Source organism: Nostoc foliaceum FACHB-393 (genome assembly GCF_014698505.1).
GTDB classification, from domain to species: Bacteria; Cyanobacteriota; Cyanobacteriia; order Cyanobacteriales; family Nostocaceae; genus Nostoc; species Nostoc foliaceum_A.
In genome coordinates this window covers 113,594-133,507 of sequence record NZ_JACJTD010000012.1, presented here as the reverse complement: position 1 = coordinate 133,507, position 19,914 = coordinate 113,594, and the positions used below count along the sequence as shown (strand labels likewise).

Here is a 19,914-nt window from a genome sequence, read left to right as displayed (position 1 = left end):
GGGCAAAATTATGAAGGAAATATAAATTAAAATATTTTCTATATAAAAGCTCGATGAATATCTAAAAATAGGAAAATAAATTATTGTATTAAATAAAAATGTTACCTAATAAATAACTAGGGTTAGCGTCAGCTAACCCTAGCTAGGCTTGATTTTTGAAATCCAAACCAATAATTATGTAAGTGACAAAACTTACTTGTTTTTAGTTAGTTTTTTCCAAATTACTTGAACTGTGGAATAAAGGGTCACATTTGTTTTCTACTACTACACACATGTTACTGAGTGCTTGCTGATAATTATCCATATCATCTTGCTCAAGAAAGATTTTGGCAGATGCCTGTATATCTTCGACAGCTTTCGTCTGGTTTTTGTTCGATTCACTACCGCCATATTGTGCTAATTCATAGCGAACCATACCTCGTTTGAGATATGCTTTTGCTAGCTTAGGGCTGATAGTTAATGCTTGGTTAAAGTCAGCGATCGCTTGTTTATATTCTTGCTCATAATTGCTGCTATATTGAGCAATTTGATAATAGACAACACCCCGCTGAAAGTAAGCTTCTGCTTTGGATACATTACGTTTTATGGCTTGAGTAAAATCTGCGATCGCTCTTTTGTAAGCTTGTTGAGATTCACCGCTATATTTAGCCATTTGGCTGCGGACAATCCCCCGTCTGATATAAGCTTCAATTTCATTAGCATCCAGACCAATAGCCCGATTATAGTCTGCGATCGCTAGGTTATACTCTAGATCGGGATCGTTACTATATTCGGCAAGCATATAGCGGGCATTACCCCGATTCACCAGAGCTTTAATTTGATTGGGCTTGATTTTGAGAGCTTGGCTATAATCCGCAACTGCTCCTTCGTAGTCTTTGAGGTTATAGCGGGCATTGCCACGATTTACAATCGCTCTGGCATGTGTCGGTACTTGTTCAATTGCTCCGGTAAAGCTGGCAATTGCTTTTTCATAATCTCGGTCTTTGTAAGCAGTATAACCTTGCTGATAGTAATCAGCGAAGCTGAGTTTGTTATTTGTCTGGCGAGACTTCAGCGTTTGTTGAGTGTAAGCATTTTGGGAAACCAACGGCTGAGTAAATTTAATCATTACGTCCGCATATCCCAACAAACCAAAACCCAACAAACAACAAATAATCGGGTACAACTTTGACTTTTTGGAAGGTTTATAAGATGCACCGCTTGGGGTAATTGTTGGCTGCCAATAATTAGTTAAGTGCGGTGACATGGTTCGCTGTGGAAAATGCGGTGTCTGGTTGTAGCGCTTTTTCGCTTTGACTCGTGGTTGGAGATGTTCTCTAGCTTCTATAGCCCGATGTGATGGGAAGGGGTCGCGTCCGCCTAATCGCACAGTCCGTTCACACCACGGACAGCTACGCATGTGGTTGTTGTAGCGATGTTGGGGATTTGTCGTGCAGGTAATCAGGGAATCTTCGGCTTCAGCGATTGCTGAGAGCCAAGTCTGAGCACTGGGGCGCAGCTGTGGGTTGTTGTGACCCTCTTCAAAACAACGGACAAATAGTTCTTGGAGGCTGGGATGAAGAATTTCCCAAGGGGGTGCAATGGGTGTAGGAAGGTAGGGTACGTAACGCTTTTGGCTGTAAGTGAAATGACCCGATGCAATGCGGGCTTCATAAGGCGGTGGCTCAATAGCGCCTTGAAAAATCCCCGAAAATGGGTGAGTGCCTTCCATTAGGAGTTGAAATACCAGCACCGCTAACCCAAATAAGTCGTGAGAAATTTCGCGATCGTGCTGGGCAAAAGTTTTATTCTGTAGTTCTGGTGGAGTAAACTCTGGTTTACCCACTGGGCAGCGGTAAACAACATTGCTGTTGGGGTCAAGTACTTGGAAAGAGTCTGTGTCTATCAAAGTCACCAGTGCTGTGTCACTGACGAGGATATTTGACTCGTTCACATCACCAATGCAATATCCACTAGTGTGTAAAGCAGCAAAAGCCGCCGCCAAGTTACGAGCGGTGCGGAGCAGGTACTGATAGTTGAATAGGGGGCAGTGTTGGCGACGGGTTCTGGGGTTGTAAAAGTCGATGATTGGACGCATCCCCTCAATGCGTGGCATCAAAAAGCCCAGGATGCTATTTTTGCCATCTGCCGCCCGTAATAAATCCTCTGGCCAAGCGATAGAGATATGCCCTAAACTCGCCGTCGGGTTTTCTGGCGGGTTGGCAAGCATCGCCTGGAGTTTATCAGCATGGGCAGTGGTTGGCTTGTGGTAAATCTTTGCCACCAAGTTGTTATCGGATGGCACTGCATAAACACAAGCTTCACCGCCACGCCCCAAACTGACATTGAGGCTGAGGATTTCTTTTCTGGGGGAACAACGTAGTACCTGCATAATGAAATTACCGCTAACGGGAGTTATTTAAGATGTGAAACCTGTAGATTCTTTGCTTATGAGTTGTTGAATGCAGCTATAATGAGTGTCAAATCATCATCAGTGCGTTGTGTAATCCGCTCTGAGCGTAAAAATTTTACCAACTGATCCTTTGCTTCTGTTTTATCCTCGGCATTAGCTACAAATTCAAACAGCGGAAAAAAGAAGGGTTTATGAGGTTCGCCAACAACCATATTCAAAGCCAGCATTTGTAATCCGTCAGTAATGATGCCAACGTTTACTATGTCTGTGCGCCAGATTCTCATCTGCGCTGTATCTAAGGCAGTAGGAGAAGTTAAAAAAGTGGTTTCGTTGATGTATTCGCCGCTGTCAGGTATAGTAAGTGCGAGGAGATTGCCCATGCCATCTTTTGCCACTGCCAAACCATCACCTATTTGCACCACAGCTACAACTTCTGGTGTGGCGACCATCATGATTAAGGTAGTTGCTAAATCTTGAGGCTGTTTGTCACAAGTAGCCGCCTCCTCCTCCACAGCTTTTTTGGCAGCTAGTATGGCATCATTTAAGAGCGATCGCACATAGGCATCATCAGTCAAAGTTTTTCGGCTAAGTCCTTTGGTGGAAATGTTTTCTATTGCTGTCTCTACAGCAACCATCGCTCCCACTTTCCCAAGGCTAGCAGAACCCGCGCCATCTGCTGCGGCTGCCACTAAAACATTATCTGATAATATCTGCCAGTGATGAGCATCCTGACATAATTGATTGTTTTTTAAGTGACTTGTACCACACACAGACGCAGCCACAATCCGCCATTGAGCAATCTGTTTTGATATGTTCATAGATTTTTTTCCAGCAGCTAGCTGCGTAGACATCAAGCTGCGATTTTTAATTAAACAGTCCCCCAACCAATTGGCGGTAGTGCTACCTGTTCGTCCACCTGCGAATGGGAAACAGCTGACATACTAGTTGATAGCCAGACAAACATCTCGATAAAATTTAATCCTTTGAGCTTCAGAGGGGTACGCACAGTTATTTGATTTAAACGCGTCATGTTCGCATTTTCTACACCTACTGTAAAAAATGCTACCCGCTTATTGGCTTCATCTCCCTGTAGGCGCTGGGATGCTTGCTCTACTACATGTTCTAACTCGCCTTGCGGTTCTCCATCGGTAATCATGAATACCCAAGGACGATAGTAAGCAATCCCATTGGCACGATACTGAGATTTCCGCTCTTGAATTATGTCTAAAGCTTTATGAATTCCTGCACCCATTGTAGTTAAACCCTGGGCTGTCAAAATTGGCGGATTGAATTGATCGGCAGTTACAAAGTCTTGCACTACATTGATATTACTATCAAAAGTGACGATCGCCACTTCCACTCGTCTTGCAGCTAAGGAATTTTTGACTAATTCATCCTTTAAACTTAGTAAACCCTGATTTAAAGCCTCAATTGGGTCTCCTTGCATCGAGCCAGATGTGTCTAGTAAGAGTACACAAGGACAACGTGGTTCTGGATTCTCAGCAAATTCTACTACTTCATCAAGTCTTAATGTATCATGCATAACTTTTTGTGTTATGTTAAAGTCCAAAGCTTTATTTCCCTTTTCTCAGAGTATATAATTCCAGTCGCCGAGACGACTATAGAATATAGTATCTATTGGTAGATGCTCTAATCTTTATTAAACAAATTATTTTCATGAAGTTCTCTATATATTTAAGAAAAACTTGAGTACAGCTTAGTTTAGCAAAAAAGAGTTTATCAAAACCCAGTATTACCTGTTGTAATGTATCTACCAAAAATTTATATCCATTAAACCTACAGTACAATAAATACGTAAACTTTCCTAGATAAGTTTTTAAAGATTTTATGTAGGAGAATCGTTCCTTTACAGAAAAGTTATTAACCATAATTAAGCTCATTGGCTCTAGAAGTATACCAGTGTAATTGCGCGAACTTAGAATCAAATTTGCCTTTTTAAGTGAGTGGGCATAAATAAACGTCATTAGCCAATAGTTGTCAGTAGTGGGTAAAATCCAGAATTAACCAACATCTAGTGATAATCTAGCTATGATAAGTGTTTGCCTTTATTCATACTCAACTGCTTTTTGTTTGAGATAAATTAAGTAGAATGTGCCAAATGTAACAAATTATTTGTAAAACTTATAATTTTTTATAAAAATACATATTTTAAAATAAATAATTTGTACGTAGAGAAATATTACAAAAAAAAGAATACTCATAGCTGATATTTTCAATCTACAAATGTTCGGTTGTTGATTCCGTAAAAAACTTGAAAAATATGAATAACTCAGGTGCATTCACAAAACTACGTCCTCTAAGTTTGTTAAGACAGTTATCCAATTGTTCCGACAGTACTTGTTTAGAAGCATTGAGTAACTCAGTTTCTTGGTCGATTTACTTAGAACAGGGCAAAATAACTTACGCTACCCATTCAGTGGAACCCTTTGATCGATTAGAACGCCATTTGCGTCGTCTCAGCCATCAAATACCGCTGCTTACCAATGATGTTCGTGCTCAAGTACGTCTGATGTTTGAACCCGACTCACACAGTCAATTAATCGAACATGACAGCAATTCGAGAAGCCACCCTCCTGAGTATCAGGCTATATCCTGGCTTATTAGCCAAAAACATCTACATTCTACCCAAGCAGCAGTGCTGATTCAAGAATTAGTTAAAGAGGTAATTGAATCATTTTTGCTAATTAGAGAAGGTACTTATGAATTAACAGAACCAGTTAATAGAATGCCAAAAATTTGTCGGTTAGATGTAGAAAAAATTCTAGAACGATGCCAAGTAAGATTACAAAATTGGCAGGCTTTTGTTCCCCAAATTTCTTCTCAATATCAACGTCCATATCTGTTGATTAACAGCAAAATTGAGGAAGAAGATTTACCAAAACTTCAACCAGATTTAACTAATTGGATGAAGGGTTTCAGCCTGTGTCATCTGGCTACCATTTTGAATCAAGATGAAATCCAACTGGCTCGCAATTTATACCCTTACATACTTAAGGGTGCGATTATCTTGCATGAACCTGATCCACCATTTGATAGATTACCAAAGATATTTGAAGAGCGATGTCTACGACCGGCTACGCCTACACTTTTCTCAAAATTGGTTCTGGGGTTAGTTGACACCAAAGAAAAATTAAGTACCAGCGTCAACTCTTACCCAAATATTTCTGAAGAGAATATAGCTCCTGTTCAGCGATTACCACAGATTTCTGCTCCTCCAAAAGAGAACTTTCAGGAACCAACAATATCAAATAACATAAATCCTGCTTCCCAAAAAGTAACGGCTGCTACTGTAACGCCACAAAAAGTCCACAAAATCGTTTCTGTGGATGATAGCCCCACAATTCTCAAAGAAATTAGCCATTTCTTAGAAAATGAAAATTTTTCTGTAGTGACTATTAACGATCCAGTCAAAGCCGTTTTGTCAATTATAAGGCACAAACCAGACTTAATTTTGTTGGATTTAAACATGCTAGGAATTGATGGTTATGAGTTGTGTCGGATTATACGAAATAATTCTATATTTCAGAAGACTCCTATCATCTTTGTCACTGGTAATAAAGGGATTGTAGACAAAGTAAAAGCAAAATTAGTTGGGGCATCTGGATATCTCACTAAACCGTTTACCCGCGCCGAATTATTGAAAATAGTCTTCATGCATTTGACTTAAATTAACCACTCCAATGAGTTTTTTCTGTACATTACTTTATGCAATAATCTACACATGACTACTAATCTAAAAATTGACGACAACCTAATTAAGAAGAGCTACTCGAACTTGGTGGTCATCCATCCAAGGATGCTGTTGTTGAAGAGGCATTACGAGAGTATGTACAGCGTCGAAAGCAACTGAAAATTCTGGAGCTATTTGGTACGATTGAATACGAGGATGATTATGACTACAAGTAACAGCGCCGCAGTGGATGAAAGTCATTGTTGATACTTCAGTCTGGTCTTTAGCTCTCAGACGCAATAATTATAAAGTTGACGACTCATCCCATGTTGTAGTGTTGCGAGAATTAATTACTGATGGTCCAGTGGTCAAAGATTTAAGTTGTCCAATAGTATCAGGAAGTTTATCAAAAGAACCAAGACTACTTATACAACCCTGAATTTGTAGTTTTTTAAGATATTTCAACTTGGCGATAGTTTCTGGTAGTTCTTTAAGTTTCCAACAATCACAAATATCTAGATCGCTTAAACTTCTAAGATTGCCTAGACGTACATCGGCTTACTAGGGGCGATCGCAAAAAATGTAAAGATAAAGTAAAAAACCGATATTGTTCTGCCAGTCTAACGTAGTAGGATTGTTCAAGTGAAAGGGTACGCCTTGCGGGACGAGTAGCCATCGATCGCTAGTAGGCACCCTAAAATAAGAGCAAAAGACGATTCCTAAAACAAGCACACTCCATGCGTATTTCTCTAAATTGGCTGCGCGAACTAGTAGAGATAAAACTTAGTCCAGAAGAGTTAGCCGAAACCCTGACAATGGCGGGGTTTGAGGTAGAAGATATTGAAGACCGCCGCACTTGGGCAAATGGCGTGGTTGTAGGGAAAGTGCTTGAGCGTCAACCCCACCCCAACGCCGATAAATTGAGTGTTTGCCAAGTAGATATTGGTGCAGGTGAGACTTTAAATATTGTCTGTGGCGCTGCCAATGTGAAGGCAGATATATATGTGCCTGTAGCAACTACGGGTACTTACTTACCCAACATCGATTTAAAAATTAAACCTGCAAAACTGCGTGGTGTCCCATCTCAGGGCATGATTTGTTCTTTAAAGGAACTCGGTTTGCCCACCGATGTAGACGGAATTCATATTTTCTCTCAGGAAAATTTACCATTGGGTAGTGATGTGCGGCCGTTGTTGGGTCTAGATGATGTAATTTTAGACCTCACCGCAACTGCTAATCGCGCTGATGCTCTGAGTATGGTAGGCGTAGCACGGGAAGTAGCAGCTTTAACTGGTGGAAAGTTGAGCATTCCTGAACCTGGTGAAGTTTCTATTCCCAAAAATGCCGGAAATTTAGCTTTAAAAATTGCCGATACCCAAGCTTGTCCTGCATACATCGGTACGGTAATTGAACAGGTAAAAATTGCTCCATCTCCTGAATGGCTGCAACAGCGTTTGCGCGCTGCTGGGGTACGTCCTATAAGTAATGTTGTTGATATTACTAACTACGTTTTGTTGGAATGGGGACAACCACTGCACGCCTTTGACCGCGATCGCTTAAAATCAGTTGCAAGTAGTGAAAATTTAACCATCGGCGTTCGTTTCGCCAATAATGGAGAATCCCTCAAAACTCTTGATGGACAAACTCGCACCCTAGCATCCCAAAATTTGTTAATCACCGCTAACGACAGACCCGTTGCACTGGCGGGAGTCATGGGTGGAGAAGAAACAGAAGTCCATGAAGGGACTCAAAGCTTAGTTTTAGAAGCAGCTTTATTTGATTCCGTAGCAATTCGCCGTTCTTCCCGGAGTGCAGGTTTAAGAAGTGAGGCTTCTGGGAGATATGAACGGGGAGTTAACCGGGCTGAGTTGGAAATAGCTAATCGCCGTGCCTTATCCTTAATTAGCGAATTAGCTAGTGGAATTCTTGTCCAGCAGGAAGTTGCCGACACTCGCCCCGACCCATCTACCTGGAGTCGTTCTATCGCACTGCGTTTAGACCGAGTTAATCAAATATTAGGGCCAATCGATTTGGGAGAGGATACAGGTGAACTCCAAGAACAAGATGTTGAACGCATCCTGACTGCATTGGGATGTCAATTGACTTCTTCAGAAAAAGATACTAACCATCAACCTACATGGTCAGTTTCTGTCCCACCCTATCGTTACCGTGACTTAGAGCGAGAAATTGATTTAATTGAAGAAATTGCCCGTCTCTATGGCTACAACAAATTCTGCGATACCTTACCAGAAAAAGCGGAAGCTGGCTATCTGCCTTTAGACGAGGAATTGATTCGCAAATTACGAGCTTTCCTGCGGGCTGAAGGGTTAACAGAATTAATTCACTATTCTTTAGTCAAACCAGGAGAAGACAGAGAGATAGTACTGTCAAATCCCTTATTTGCCGAATATTCAGCGCTGCGAAACGATTTGATTGCTGGGTTGATTGATGCCTTTCAATACAATTTAGAGCAAGGTAATGGTGCCCTCAACGGCTTTGAAATCGGGCAAATTTTCTGGCAAGGAGAAGACGGTTTGCAAGAAACAGAAGCCCTTGCGGGGATTATGGGAGGCGATCGCACCGTTGGTAAATGGTCAAAAAGTGGACGCGAACAACCCATCACCTGGTTTGAAGCCAAAGGCATTTTAGAAAGTGTATTTCGGCAACTTGCCTTGCAGGTAGAATTCCAACCCGATCGCCGCGACGAGCGCTTACATCCAGGACGCACCGCTTCCCTATGGATTCGGGGTAACAGACTGGGTATTTTTGGACAACTCCATCCCCAACTGCGACGAGAAAAGGGTTTACCAGATTCCGTTTATGTTTTCCAGTTGGATCTAGATGTGCTTTTAGAATCTCTAGGACAAGACGAAATTCTCGTTCCTACATTCCAGCCATATTCTACCTATCCAGCTAGCGATCGCGATATCGCCTTTTTCGCACCCGTGAAAATCTCAGTTTCCGAAATTGAAAAAGTAATTACCAAAGCGGGCAAAGATTTGCTCGAATCTGTGGAATTATTTGATGAATATCGGGGCGAAAATGTCCCCGAAGGACAGCGGAGTTTAGCATTCCGCTTAATTTATCGGGCTAGCGATCGCACTTTGACTGAGGCTGAAGTTGAACCAGTACACAATAAAGTCCGCGAAGCTTTGGTGGAAAAATTCGGCGTCAATTTGAGAAGTTAGAAGTTATATAAAGTTGGTGCCCAGATCCCCGACAACTTTTACGGATGCTGTTGGCAAATAGGGGGTCTTACCCCTCAAAAGCAATGCAGTTTGAGAATAACAGAGCAATAAGTTAACAAACCTAAAAAGGAGCGCTATTATAGCGCTCCTTTTTGAGCATGAAAATTAAAGACCAAAGCACAAATAAGTCTACCTGGACAAAACTGTTGCTGGAAAACCGCTTTAAAATTCAAGCAAAATGAACATTTAATTTAGCAAAATGACTAGTACGAGTTCGAGCTTTAGGAATATAATTTGACCAAGCAAAAAACCGGGTTAAATTAATAGCACAAGCGGTAGCAATGTGTTGGTCAATAGCTAAAACATGAATGTGAACTTGCAAAGCCTCAGCGTAATTTTATTGAGCTTCTAAAACCCTTCCCCACTTACCCAATGTTGCTGAAGCCTTACGCCAATCGCGGAATTGTTCACAAACTTTATAGGTTTTTTGATAGTAATCAACAGCCACATCAAACTGCCGTTGCTCTTCGGCTACCATGCCCAGTTGGTGATAGTCAGTAGCAGCATTGTACAAATCCCCGGCATCTTCATATATCTTCAGCGCCTTGTTGTAGTAATCAACAGCCACATCAGACTGCCGTTGCTCTTGGGCAATATAGCCTAGATTATGATTAGCACCGGCAATTTTGTCATTCACTGAGGAGTCATTTACAGCTATCAGTTCATCCAGAATTTCTTGATGGACTTTCCTTGCACCTTCCAAGTCAGCATTTTGAGCGGCTTCATTGGCATCTACACCCCGCAGATACATCCAGAAATCCTGAGCATCTTTACCCTTTGCTTTGGCATCTGCCAAATGAATACCAATGTGCTTTAGCGTCCGTTGTCGCAGTGACTTAAATTCAAGTTTACGCCCTATCCGCTCATACACTTTTCCCAAGGCTTGCAGAATGCATTGTGCATAAGCCCATTCCTGCTGATGTTCAGCAAGGCGCAGATTTTGCAACAAATTTGGTTCTTCGACTTGCAGCACAAAAGTTGCTAGTTCTGCGTTAATGATGAGTTCTCTATCGTATTTAGCCGCCAACGCTGCGTAGAAAATCAGCAACTTTTTTTCGAGTTCGTTAATCACCTCCTGGGAAGTAATTGTGTTTAACTGCTGGCGCAAATACCAAGGTAGTGCTGGGTGAATTTTGTAGATACTATCACCCAATAAATATTTCACAATACCTGCGGCGGCGGCTTCATTGAGAATCTGCAACCAATCTGGTTTTTGCAAGTTCTCTCCAAATACTGCTTGATAAGCTTGTCCATAGCTATCATCAAGACTTTCTGAAAAATTATGCAGCCAATGTGCATCCACCCGTTCCGAAAACAGCGCTAAAAATGGTAAATGCTGCCGTGTTCGTTCCGACAGCTTGGCAAAAGAATAATCCAACGATACAGTAAGAGATTTTTCTCTCCCTTCTTCCTCTTGTCCCTTAAAAGTATCTAACCCCCGCCGCAACGCCTCAATTAACTGCACAGGTGACTGCATCTTTAAATGCGGCAACACCACCCGCACCGCCCATTCCCTGCACCAAAACCAGATGATTTTGCCGAAATGCTCTTTCTAAACGCAAAATCTCATAATCTCGCCCAATAAAACCATAAGCGCTTTCATCAGGTAAACCTACAGCTTTACTGTTTTATGGGGTGTTGTCTGCTTGCGCCATCAAATCAGCAAAACTGGGTGCTGTCTTTTGAGGAACAAAAGGCGTATAGGGTTCCTGCTGATACAACACCGGCACAAGCCAATCTTGTAAAGGTAAATTTCCTTTGGGACTGGGGCGCATTTTGTCAATAGACATGGACTTACGCCCAGCTGCAACTGCTGTGGCAATACACTCTCCCCTGACTAATTCGCCACGCAAGCCGTGTGTCGAAGTACCCCCCTTAATCCCCCCTTATAAAGGGGGGAAACCGGAAAATCTAGTTCCCTCCCCTTTCCAAGGGGAGGGTTGGGTGGGGTAAAACTCTGGTTAATCAGCAAATTCTATTGAACTAAGCTTTTAATACAGTACAGATACAGCGATAATTTACTCAAATCATCACCGAGTTATTTCATGCTGCCATTTATTGAAAGCATTGTATTACGTCAAATGGCTTCAGGCGATCGCCTCTATTTACAACTATACAAATTCATCGGCGCTCAACCTGGTAAAAAGGTTTATATTCAATCTAATCTTCACGGTGCAGAAATTGCTGGTAATGCCGTTATTCACCAGCTAATTGAGTTTTTATTAACAGTAAATGATACAGATTTAACTGGAGAAATTTGGCTGGTTCCCATTTGTAATCCAATGGGAATGAATGAACGCGCTCATCATTTTTCTCCTGGGCGTTACTGTATTTATGAAGCTAAAGACTGGAATCGCATCTTTTGGGATTACGAGAAAGAAGCTGATGATTTAGTAGCTTTTACTAAATCTCAACTTCATATTGATCTAGAGGTCGTTCGACAAAATTATTTAACTATAATTAGGCAAAAATTTGCGAAAATTTTAGAAAAAATTAATTCTCCTAGTGGTGTTCCTTACACTGAAGTTTTTAGCAGCAAACTACAAAATATCAGTTTAGATGCAGACTACTTAATTGATTTACATAGTTCTACAAATCAAGCTTTAGACTACGTTTATTACTTCCAAAATCGAGAAGACAGTGCAAAATACTTCGGGTTTGATTTCGGAGTTTTACTTGATAAATACGATGGTGATGCTTTTGATGAAGCTTTTATCAAACCTTGGTTAGCACTGGAAGCTTGTTTTAAAGATTTGGGTAGAGAAATAAAGTTTGATGTGGAAGCTTGGACACTGGAATTAGGAACAGGAATGCAAATGAACCCTGAGTCAGTCGCTAAAGGTGTACGGGGTGTAAAAAATTATTTAGTACAAAAAGGTGTACTGCAAATTCCTGATTTATTGGATGACACAAAAACCCATGACATGACTTTCGCATCTAGTAGCAACCGGAAAAAATATTATGCGATCGCAGGTGGTATGATTCAATCGAGAATTGAATTAGGTAGCAAAGTCAAAACTGGAGAAAAGCTGTATCAAATTCTCAGTTTTAATAAAGAAGGTCAACTACCTACTGTAATTGATGTCTGCGCTCAACATGATGGATTGGTTTATGATGTCGCAACCAATCAAGCTGTGAATGAAGGCGAATTTGTATTGGGAATTGTGAGTTAGAGCATGGGGCATTGGGCATAGATATTCATGTAATTGTCATCACAAAGACGCAATAAATCGCCGTCTCTACAAAAGACTAATTATTGTAGAGACGGCGATTCATCGCGTCTCTTGCTTTAACCGAACAGTATTGAGTTTAGTCGCCTAAATAAATACCCATACCACGAGCGGTTTTAACTAAAGTACCATTCGGATCGACGGCACTATATTGAGCGATCGCTTCGGTAATTGGTACACTTAAAACTTGGCGATTTTGCCATGTCACCATGCGATCGTATTTACCTTCGGCAATTAGATTAACCGCCGCTACGCCAAAGGCTGTTGCAACTAATCTATCTAGTGGTGAAGCAGTTCCACCCCGTTGAATGTGTCCTAAAACAGTGACTCGCGTTTCTACACCAATGTGCTCAATAATTTTATCTGCTAAATATTCGCCAATTCCACCGTATCGAGATTGACCTAAGCGATTTGTAACCGTCACATTCTCCCCATCGTGGGTACGAACCGCTTCGGAAACAATAATCAAACAATAGTTTTTGCCTTTCTCTTGGCGTTCTTTGATTTTGTGGCAAATGTGCTCAACTGTGTAAGGAATTTCGGGAATTAAAATTACATTTGCTCCCCCCGCAATCCCCGCAGCTATTGCTATGTGTCCTGCGTCACGCCCCATTACTTCCAAAATCATGACTCGGCTATGACTTGCAGCAGTAAAATGTAATCGATCTAGTGCTTCTGTGGCAATATTTACTGCTGTATCAAAACCGATGGCGTGTTCAGTAACGCCGATATCGTTATCAATTGTTTTGGGAATACCAACTAGGTTAATTCCGCCTTGTTGGGCGAGGCGACGGAGAATTGCCAAGCTACCATCACCGCCGATACCAATCAAAGCATCTAAACCTAGCTCATGATAACCTGCAATGATTTCTTCGGAGCGATCGCATAAACTTCCATCCGCCATTGGAAAAGCGAAAGGGTCGCCTTTATTGGTTGTCCCTAACATTGTGCCACCCGCAGTTAACAGCGAGTCAACTTGATCAACTTCCAACTTTGTGAATTGTGGCGGACGCGCCATTAATCCTAAAGTCGCTTGACGAATTCCTAAAACCTCCCAGCCGTAAGTATCCACAGCACAATTTACTACAGCCCTAATCACAGCATTTAAACCAGAACAATCACCTCCACTGGTAAGAATTCCTATGCGTTTGCGTTCTCCCATCTCTTTTATTGACATTTTGATTCAAATATATTGAGTAGTCGATGAAACTTAAGCCAAAGTTAGCAGCAAATTAAATCTAAGCAAATGCACTCCTTATAAATGCCAAAGTAATTTTATGTTTGTTTTGTATCTAAAAACAAAACAAAGTTATCTCAGCTGTAAAATATAGGTGTAGAGCCAGTAGTAGATTAAACCTCGGCAAAAGCAATCCCTAAAAATGCCAGGGTAATTTTATGCTTGTTTTGTGTCTAAGAAAAAACCAAGTTATCCCAGCTGTAAAATATGAGGGTGGAGCCAAAGGTGACTAGTATTGAAAATTACAACTTCTCTTTTTCAGGAGAAGTAAGCATCCCACAAGCTCCTCCTGAATTTAAATCAGGTTTCATCGGCATTGTTGGTCGTCCAAATGTCGGTAAATCTACTTTGATGAATCAATTGGTAGGACAGAAAATTGCCATTACATCACCAGTAGCACAAACAACACGTAACCGTTTGCGCGGCATTTTGACTACACCAGAGGCGCAGTTAATATTTGTAGATACACCAGGAATTCATAAGCCCCATCATCAATTGGGTGAAGTACTGGTGCAAAATGCCAAAATTGCCATTGAATCGGTAGATGTAGTCCTATTTGTGGTAGATGGAGCCGTGGCTTGTGGTTCAGGTGATCGCTATATTGCCGAATTGCTCAGTCGCAGTAAAACCCCGGTGATTCTGGGCGTGAATAAAACCGACCAACAACCGGCTGATTCTCAGTTTCTAGATGATAGTTACGCTCAGATGGCCCAGTCACATGAATGGGAAATCGTGAAATTTTCTGCTAAGACTAGTGCAGGATTACCGCAACTTCAAGAATTATTAATTGAACATTTAGAAATTGGGCCGTTATACTATCCGCCAGACTTGGTAACTGACCAGCCAGAACGCTTTATTATGGGTGAATTAATCCGAGAACAAATTTTATTATTGACTCGTGAAGAAGTACCCCATTCAGTAGCGATCGCTATTGATTTAGTAGAAGAAACTCCCAGCATTACTCGTGTACTTGCTACCATCAATGTTGAGCGCGATTCCCAAAAAGGCATACTTATTGGCAAAGGCGGAGCAATGCTCAAAGCGATTGGTAGCGAAGCCCGCGAACAAATCCAAAAGTTAATTTCTGGTAAAGTTTACCTCGAATTGTTTGTCAAAGTCCAGCCAAAATGGCGACAGTCGCGGATCAGTTTAGCAGAGTTAGGCTATCGCGTGGAAGAATAGAAAAGTTAGGAGTTGAAAGTTAGTAGTTTTAAACTAAAAACTTATGATAACTTTTAACTCTTAACTAGGGCAATTTTAGATTTTTCCTTTATAACGGTTCCCACTCAGATGCGGTACAACATTATATCGCCAGGTGTAGGGGCACGGCACTGCCGTGCCCCTACGGGTGCACCTCACCTAAATGAGAACCGCTATAATCCAAAATTCAAAATTCAAAATCTAAAATTGAATGACTCTTAACTCCTAAATAATAAAAATGTCTTTAGATATTCGCTATCCCTTAAATTTACCAGCCAATGCTCCGCCGTTGCGCGTGTTAATTGTCGAAGACGATCCGATGATGCAACTAGGATTAGAGCAATCGTTAATGGCTCATCCTCAATTAGAGATTGTTGGACAAGCCGAAGATGGTTATTTGGGAGTTCAAGCAGCACTGCAACTGAAACCTGACTTGGTGGTGATGGATATTGGATTGCCGCGATTAGATGGCATTGCCGCGACACAGCAAATTAAGGCGGCGTTGCCAGCAACTCATGTGGTGATGCTGACATCTCATCAAACAGAGACAGAAATTATTGCGGCACTATCTAGCGGTGCAGATGCATATTGCATCAAAGGTGCAAGTGTGGAACGATTGTTAAGTGCGATCGCAGCCGCAGTTGATGGTGCAGCTTATCTCGATCCCCAAATTGCGCGGCGAGTGATTGACAATCTCAAACCGCCTACACCCACCAGCAACAACGCCAACTTATCTGGGCGCGAGTTAGAAGTACTGAAACTCATGGTAGACGGTTTGAGTAACCCAGAGATTGCCGAAAAACTTTATCTCAGTCCCAACACCATCAAAACTCACGTCCGAGGGATTATGAATAAATTAGCAGTAGACGATCGCGTGCAAGCAGCAGTTGTGGCACTACGTTCTGGATTGGTTTAGCAAACAAATGCAGCAAAATACAGAGACAAACCTCAGCAAAAGTCAGATTACTGCTGTATCCAAACTTAGAAAGTGTAGGATTTATGAGTGAATATTTCAATCCCATTTACAAGTAAAGGCGTACTTATGTACGCCTTTCTAGCCGATTCATTTGTTGCCAAGAATTTTGAAAAATAGTCTACCTCAATGCATTTTAGTTAAAAGAGTTTGTGAATTGATTCGGGTCTAGATTATCAGGAAATAATAAAATTTCCTTACCTTCTAAGTTTGCCTTTTGGTAAAGCAAAATTGCCTTTTCCAAATAACAATATTTAATTGGAACCCATCTGTCGCTATAAAAGTAGACAGTTACTCGGCTCATTGCATACTCTTTCAACGGCAGTGGAAGAGACCAGGACGAGTCCACAGTTTGAACCTTACCTGTTGAGTCCATGCTTTGAACCTCAATTATTATGTAAGTATATATACTTTCACTCACCAGGATGATTCAAAGAAACTGTCATAAGTAATAAGAATCTACCTTGAAACTGAATCTTTAGGTAAAAGTTAGAATACTTAAAACTGACCTAATGGCGGCAGAAAAACAACTGTTTAGCGACCTTAGTGCTAAATGCGATCGCTATTTCTTGCGTGTCAGCAGCTTAGATTATACCCACGCATAGCCCATTACCATAGTCGTTACTGAGATTAGGGAACTCCAAAAATTCTGGACTCAACACGACTGTTGCTCCCCCCTGCTCCCTGCTCCCCAGCCAAGAAAGCGATGGGATATTTTTTTAGTTGGAAGTCCCTTAGCTTTCTTCCCTTCTTGCACTAGTGTTGATGCACTCGCTCCAGTAACCATAACGAAGCAACAGTACCCACAAAGTGAGCAGCAATCCCAGTGATGTCTGCCACCGCCACAAAAACATCCATCGCTCGAATAATGTTATAGGGGTTGGTGATTGCCACTCCTGGAGGTTGGGATATAGATTTTGCCACTAGCACTAATACGGTTGAACTAGCACCTAAGAGAGTTAATAATATACCCACTAAACCCACAACTATCCCCAGACGGAGGATTCTAGTTGTATCTGGCTTACTAGGATGCAAAGCTGGATTGGAATTTTCTAAAGCTTTGCCTATGCGAGTGTAACGAAAATCCCAATAGAGACTGAATAACAATAGTACAATTCCGCATACAGCCCAAAATATGCCAATCCCAAGACCAGCATTCTGTTGCTGAACAAATCCACGACCAGTCAAGGCAAATAACAAAGCTAAAACAGAAACCACTCCAATTGCCAATTGTATCCAGAAAGTAATCCAGCCTGTAAGGCGAATAGTATTACCAATTCCTCGTGTTTCTGGTGCTAGCGATCGCGCTTCTGATTCAGTTTGCATATAAATTACCATTAAATTTAATTGCCTTATGCCCCTATTGCCAAGAATATTTCCTCAGTTCGCCTCATACCCCCACCCCTAGACATAATCACTTCAAAATGTTGGGGAATAAAATCTTAATGGGCATTGGGGATTAGGATAAGAGTTGTTTTCCAGTCCCCAGTTCCTAGTCCCCAATGCCCATAATTTAAAATCCTGCCAAACGATGAAAAGTTTTCAAACTCAGGGACGATGAGGAATTAGCAACTAAATTGACAAAATCACACTATAAAGAGTGATATTAAGCGAGAGATAGCGCTTGTAAAGGACTAACGGGCATGATTAAATCTTGGATGGTGATTGGGGGTGTGGCTTTCTTAGTTGCTTTAGCAGCTAACGTGATTACGCCTAGCGATCGCCAATGGTTCAAGCGCTTACAACGACCGAGATGGCTAACTTTTGAGGGTGCGATTCCAATTATCTGGACTGTAATATTTATTTGCGGTGCTTGGTCGGCTTATATTATCTGGGAAAAAGATCCAGGAAGCACCTCAACCTGGTTAATCATGGGTTTATATCTGCTGTTAGAAATTATTACCATTGCCTATACGCCTGTAATGTTTAGGCTTCGCAGTCTGAAAGTGGGAACAATTCTTGGTGGCACAGGTTTTATCATTTGTGCTTTCTTAATACTTGCAGTCTTAAGCATTTCTGGTTGGGCAGCATTGCTACTAGTTCCTTATTTCCTGTGGAGTCCCATTGGTACTTATACCACTTGGCAGATGATTAGTCTCAATCCTCAAGATGCCTAAGATTCGCACCAGCGAATGATTCAACCTATGCCCTAACTTGTCAAACTTGCAGTGTATGACTTGACAAAATACACAAAACTTGAGTGCATTATGATTCCATCTTGGATAATAATTGGGGCTGTAACTTTCTTCATCGCCCTTGGTAGTTTCTTGATCACGCCGCGTGATGTTAAATGGTTTGCAAAGTTAAGTCGCCCTCGCTGGCTAGTTTTTGAGCCGTTAATTCCCCTCATCTGGACTGTGATTTTTATTTGCGGTGCAGCTTCAGCCTATATTGTCTGGGAAAAAAATCCCGGAAGCCTAGTTACTTGGCTACTAATGGCTTTGTACCTCTTAGTGGAAATTATCACCGTCGCCTACATACCTATAATGTTGAGGTTTCGCAGTCTCAAAGCTGGGGAAGTTCTTGGGCTAATCGGTTTGATTTCAGGTGTTGTCCTGGCAATCTGCGTTTTGCCGATTTCTCTAATGGCGGCGCTGTTACTCCTTCCTTATCTAATTTGGACTCCTATTGGTACTTACACTACCGACGAGTTAAAAGAGTTAAATCCTCAAGATGCATAACGCATCTATGCAAGACGGCCATAACGTGCTGTGGCAGGATTGGCTGGATTGGATTGATTATTCAGCCAAGCCCACATTTGATCGCCAATAGAAAAATGCCACCATTCTCTAGGATTGCGTTGAAAGCCGACTTTTAACATTACATCTTGCAATAGCTGACGGTGGGCATGATAATTTTGGGCTTCTGGGCGATCGCTATTGGCATAATAATCGGGATGCGATCGCTCTGACATTTCATCAATCGGCGAACCCATATTCACTATTTTCCCTGCATCATCTACTAGCGTTACATCTACCGCCGCACCTGTACTATGAGGAGGCGGAGTTTTTTCATCTAAACTTGGCACAGCCCAAATTGTATAAACCGCTTCCCAAACCTCTTGGCGTTGGTTTGGTGATAACTCCACTTCAGTCAGTCCTCTATCCTGCACTGCTTGGGCGAAGCTGTAATCTACCATAAACTGCTGGACTGCTACTGGACGATAAGCATCAAAAATTTGAATACGCCAGTTGGGATGCAACAGTTGAAGATAATTTTGCGCTTGGATCAAATTTTCAATAATGCTTTGACGGAGATAATAAGGGGAGCGATCGCCATAGGGCGCACCCAATTTTTCATAAGGATGGGGAGATTCCACGGCAAATAATTCTAAAGGAATCTCCGTTAGTGGTTCACCACACTCAAAAATCGGAATTTGATGATAGGGTCTCATCTAGTCAGCTATGCAGGACTTACGGATTTTAACGCAAGCATAGTATTTTGCGTAACGAGTCTCTTATTCTTCTACGTTCTTTGCGCCTCTGCGTGCAATACCAATTTTTCTCAATCCTTAAGTTATGTAGCCTTTCCTAATCACATAAGGTACATCATAGTCCCCTCTCAAAGAACCTACGGTGTACACACAAGTCCTTTTGTTCAGAACACAAGTCCTTTCATTCAGAACACAAGTCCTTTCGTTCAGAACACAAGTCCTTTCGTTCAGAACACCAGCCTTTTCGTCCAGAACACAAGTCCTTTCGTTCAGAACACGAGCCTTTTCGTCCAGAACACAAGTCCTTTCATCCAGAACACAAGTCCTTTCGTTCAGAACACGAGCCTTTTCGTCCAGAACACAAGTCCTTTCGTCCAGAACACAAGTATTTTTGGAGTTTTTGAGTGAATGAAACAGCTTTGCTTTTCGAGAGGGGTTGGGGGTGGGGTTCTTGTACCTAACTCAACCGAGAACCGCTATATAAAATATTTAGGCTGTAATTACTGCTTA

At 41.6% G+C, this 19,914-nt stretch carries 16 protein-coding genes and 1 pseudogene; 9 read left to right on the top strand and 8 right to left on the bottom strand.

Translation table 11 applies throughout. The features are described from left to right. Positions 1–202 precede the first annotated feature (202 nt). The 3 genes from H6G92_RS12810 to H6G92_RS12800 are packed head-to-tail and all read right to left on the bottom strand — an operon-like array spanning position 203 to position 3,935. Positions 203–2,371, bottom strand: a complete 2,169-nt coding sequence (locus H6G92_RS12810; protein ID WP_190894052.1) for a tetratricopeptide repeat protein — start codon at positions 2,369–2,371, stop codon at positions 203–205. Between the two features lie 56 nt (positions 2,372–2,427). Next, a complete protein-coding gene (locus H6G92_RS12805) occupies positions 2,428–3,210 on the bottom strand; it encodes a PP2C family serine/threonine-protein phosphatase (RefSeq protein ID WP_190894051.1) in 783 nt (260 codons plus the stop codon). 50 nt (positions 3,211–3,260) lie between these two features. Continuing rightward, on the bottom strand, positions 3,261–3,935 hold the full coding sequence (locus H6G92_RS12800; RefSeq protein ID WP_190894050.1) for a vWA domain-containing protein: 675 nt from the start codon (positions 3,933–3,935) through the stop codon (positions 3,261–3,263). Between the two features lie 738 nt (positions 3,936–4,673). Between H6G92_RS12800 and H6G92_RS12795 the strand changes: the two genes are divergently transcribed. The 4 genes and pseudogenes from H6G92_RS12795 to pheT all read left to right on the top strand — a co-directional run bounded on the left by H6G92_RS12795 (position 4,674) and on the right by pheT (position 9,271). After that, on the top strand, positions 4,674–6,080 hold the full coding sequence (locus tag H6G92_RS12795; protein ID WP_190894049.1) for a response regulator: 1,407 nt from the start codon (positions 4,674–4,676) through the stop codon (positions 6,078–6,080). A 146-nt stretch (positions 6,081–6,226) separates the two neighbouring features. Further along, positions 6,227–6,319, top strand: a pseudogene (locus H6G92_RS41315) (type II toxin-antitoxin system VapB family antitoxin); the annotation flags it as partial. Between the two features lie 14 nt (positions 6,320–6,333). Beyond that, the gene (locus H6G92_RS12785) at positions 6,334–6,522 is read left to right on the top strand and encodes a hypothetical protein (protein WP_190894048.1); all 189 of its coding nucleotides are present in this window, start codon (positions 6,334–6,336) and stop codon (positions 6,520–6,522) included. 298 nt (positions 6,523–6,820) lie between these two features. Next, positions 6,821–9,271 carry a phenylalanine--tRNA ligase subunit beta gene (pheT, locus tag H6G92_RS12780; protein ID WP_190894047.1) on the top strand — a complete coding sequence of 817 codons (2,451 nt, stop codon included), beginning with the start codon at positions 6,821–6,823 and terminating at the stop codon, positions 9,269–9,271. Positions 9,272–9,668: 397 nt separating this feature from the next. Here pheT and H6G92_RS12775 read toward each other — a convergent pair whose 3' ends face one another. Together H6G92_RS12775 and H6G92_RS39370 are read right to left on the bottom strand one after the other, a co-directional pair. After that, positions 9,669–10,808 (bottom strand): tetratricopeptide repeat protein, encoded by a 1,140-nt coding sequence (locus tag H6G92_RS12775; RefSeq protein WP_242059109.1) that lies wholly within the window; start codon positions 10,806–10,808, stop codon positions 9,669–9,671. A gap of 151 nt (positions 10,809–10,959) precedes the next feature. Beyond that, positions 10,960–11,121: a hypothetical protein gene (locus H6G92_RS39370; RefSeq protein WP_242059108.1), complete on the bottom strand. Its 162-nt coding sequence runs from the start codon at positions 11,119–11,121 to the stop codon at positions 10,960–10,962. 255 nt (positions 11,122–11,376) lie between these two features. Here H6G92_RS39370 and H6G92_RS12770 point away from each other — a divergent pair, with 255 nt between their 5' ends. Continuing rightward, positions 11,377–12,504 carry a succinylglutamate desuccinylase/aspartoacylase family protein gene (locus H6G92_RS12770; protein WP_190894046.1) on the top strand — a complete coding sequence of 376 codons (1,128 nt, stop codon included), beginning with the start codon at positions 11,377–11,379 and terminating at the stop codon, positions 12,502–12,504. Positions 12,505–12,640: 136 nt separating this feature from the next. Here the strand turns inward: H6G92_RS12770 and H6G92_RS12765 are convergent, their stop codons facing one another. Next, positions 12,641–13,723, bottom strand: coding sequence for an ATP-dependent 6-phosphofructokinase (locus H6G92_RS12765; RefSeq protein WP_190894093.1), 1,083 nt, complete (start codon positions 13,721–13,723; stop codon positions 12,641–12,643). Positions 13,724–14,005: 282 nt separating this feature from the next. On the opposite strand from H6G92_RS12765, the gene era reads away from it, so the two are divergent. Beyond that, complete coding sequence (gene era / locus H6G92_RS12760; RefSeq protein WP_190894045.1) at positions 14,006–14,980, top strand: GTPase Era; 975 nt, start codon at positions 14,006–14,008, stop codon at positions 14,978–14,980. 256 nt (positions 14,981–15,236) lie between these two features. Next, positions 15,237–15,914, top strand: a complete 678-nt coding sequence (locus H6G92_RS12755; RefSeq protein ID WP_174710379.1) for a response regulator — start codon at positions 15,237–15,239, stop codon at positions 15,912–15,914. 813 nt (positions 15,915–16,727) lie between these two features. On the opposite strand, the gene H6G92_RS12750 is transcribed toward H6G92_RS12755, so the two are convergent. Further along, entirely contained in the window at positions 16,728–17,297 is a 570-nt protein-coding gene (locus tag H6G92_RS12750) for a DUF3611 family protein (RefSeq protein WP_190894044.1), read from the bottom strand. A gap of 317 nt (positions 17,298–17,614) precedes the next feature. On the opposite strand from H6G92_RS12750, the gene H6G92_RS12745 reads away from it, so the two are divergent. Both H6G92_RS12745 and H6G92_RS12740 read left to right on the top strand, forming a co-directional pair. Then, positions 17,615–18,088, top strand: coding sequence for a TspO/MBR family protein (locus tag H6G92_RS12745; RefSeq protein ID WP_190894043.1), 474 nt, complete (start codon positions 17,615–17,617; stop codon positions 18,086–18,088). Positions 18,089–18,178: 90 nt separating this feature from the next. Next, entirely contained in the window at positions 18,179–18,652 is a 474-nt protein-coding gene (locus H6G92_RS12740; protein ID WP_190894042.1) for a TspO/MBR family protein, read from the top strand. 5 nt (positions 18,653–18,657) lie between these two features. On the opposite strand, the gene H6G92_RS12735 is transcribed toward H6G92_RS12740, so the two are convergent. Continuing rightward, a complete protein-coding gene (locus tag H6G92_RS12735) occupies positions 18,658–19,365 on the bottom strand; it encodes a M15 family metallopeptidase (RefSeq protein ID WP_190894041.1) in 708 nt (235 codons plus the stop codon). Positions 19,366–19,914 lie beyond the last annotated feature (549 nt).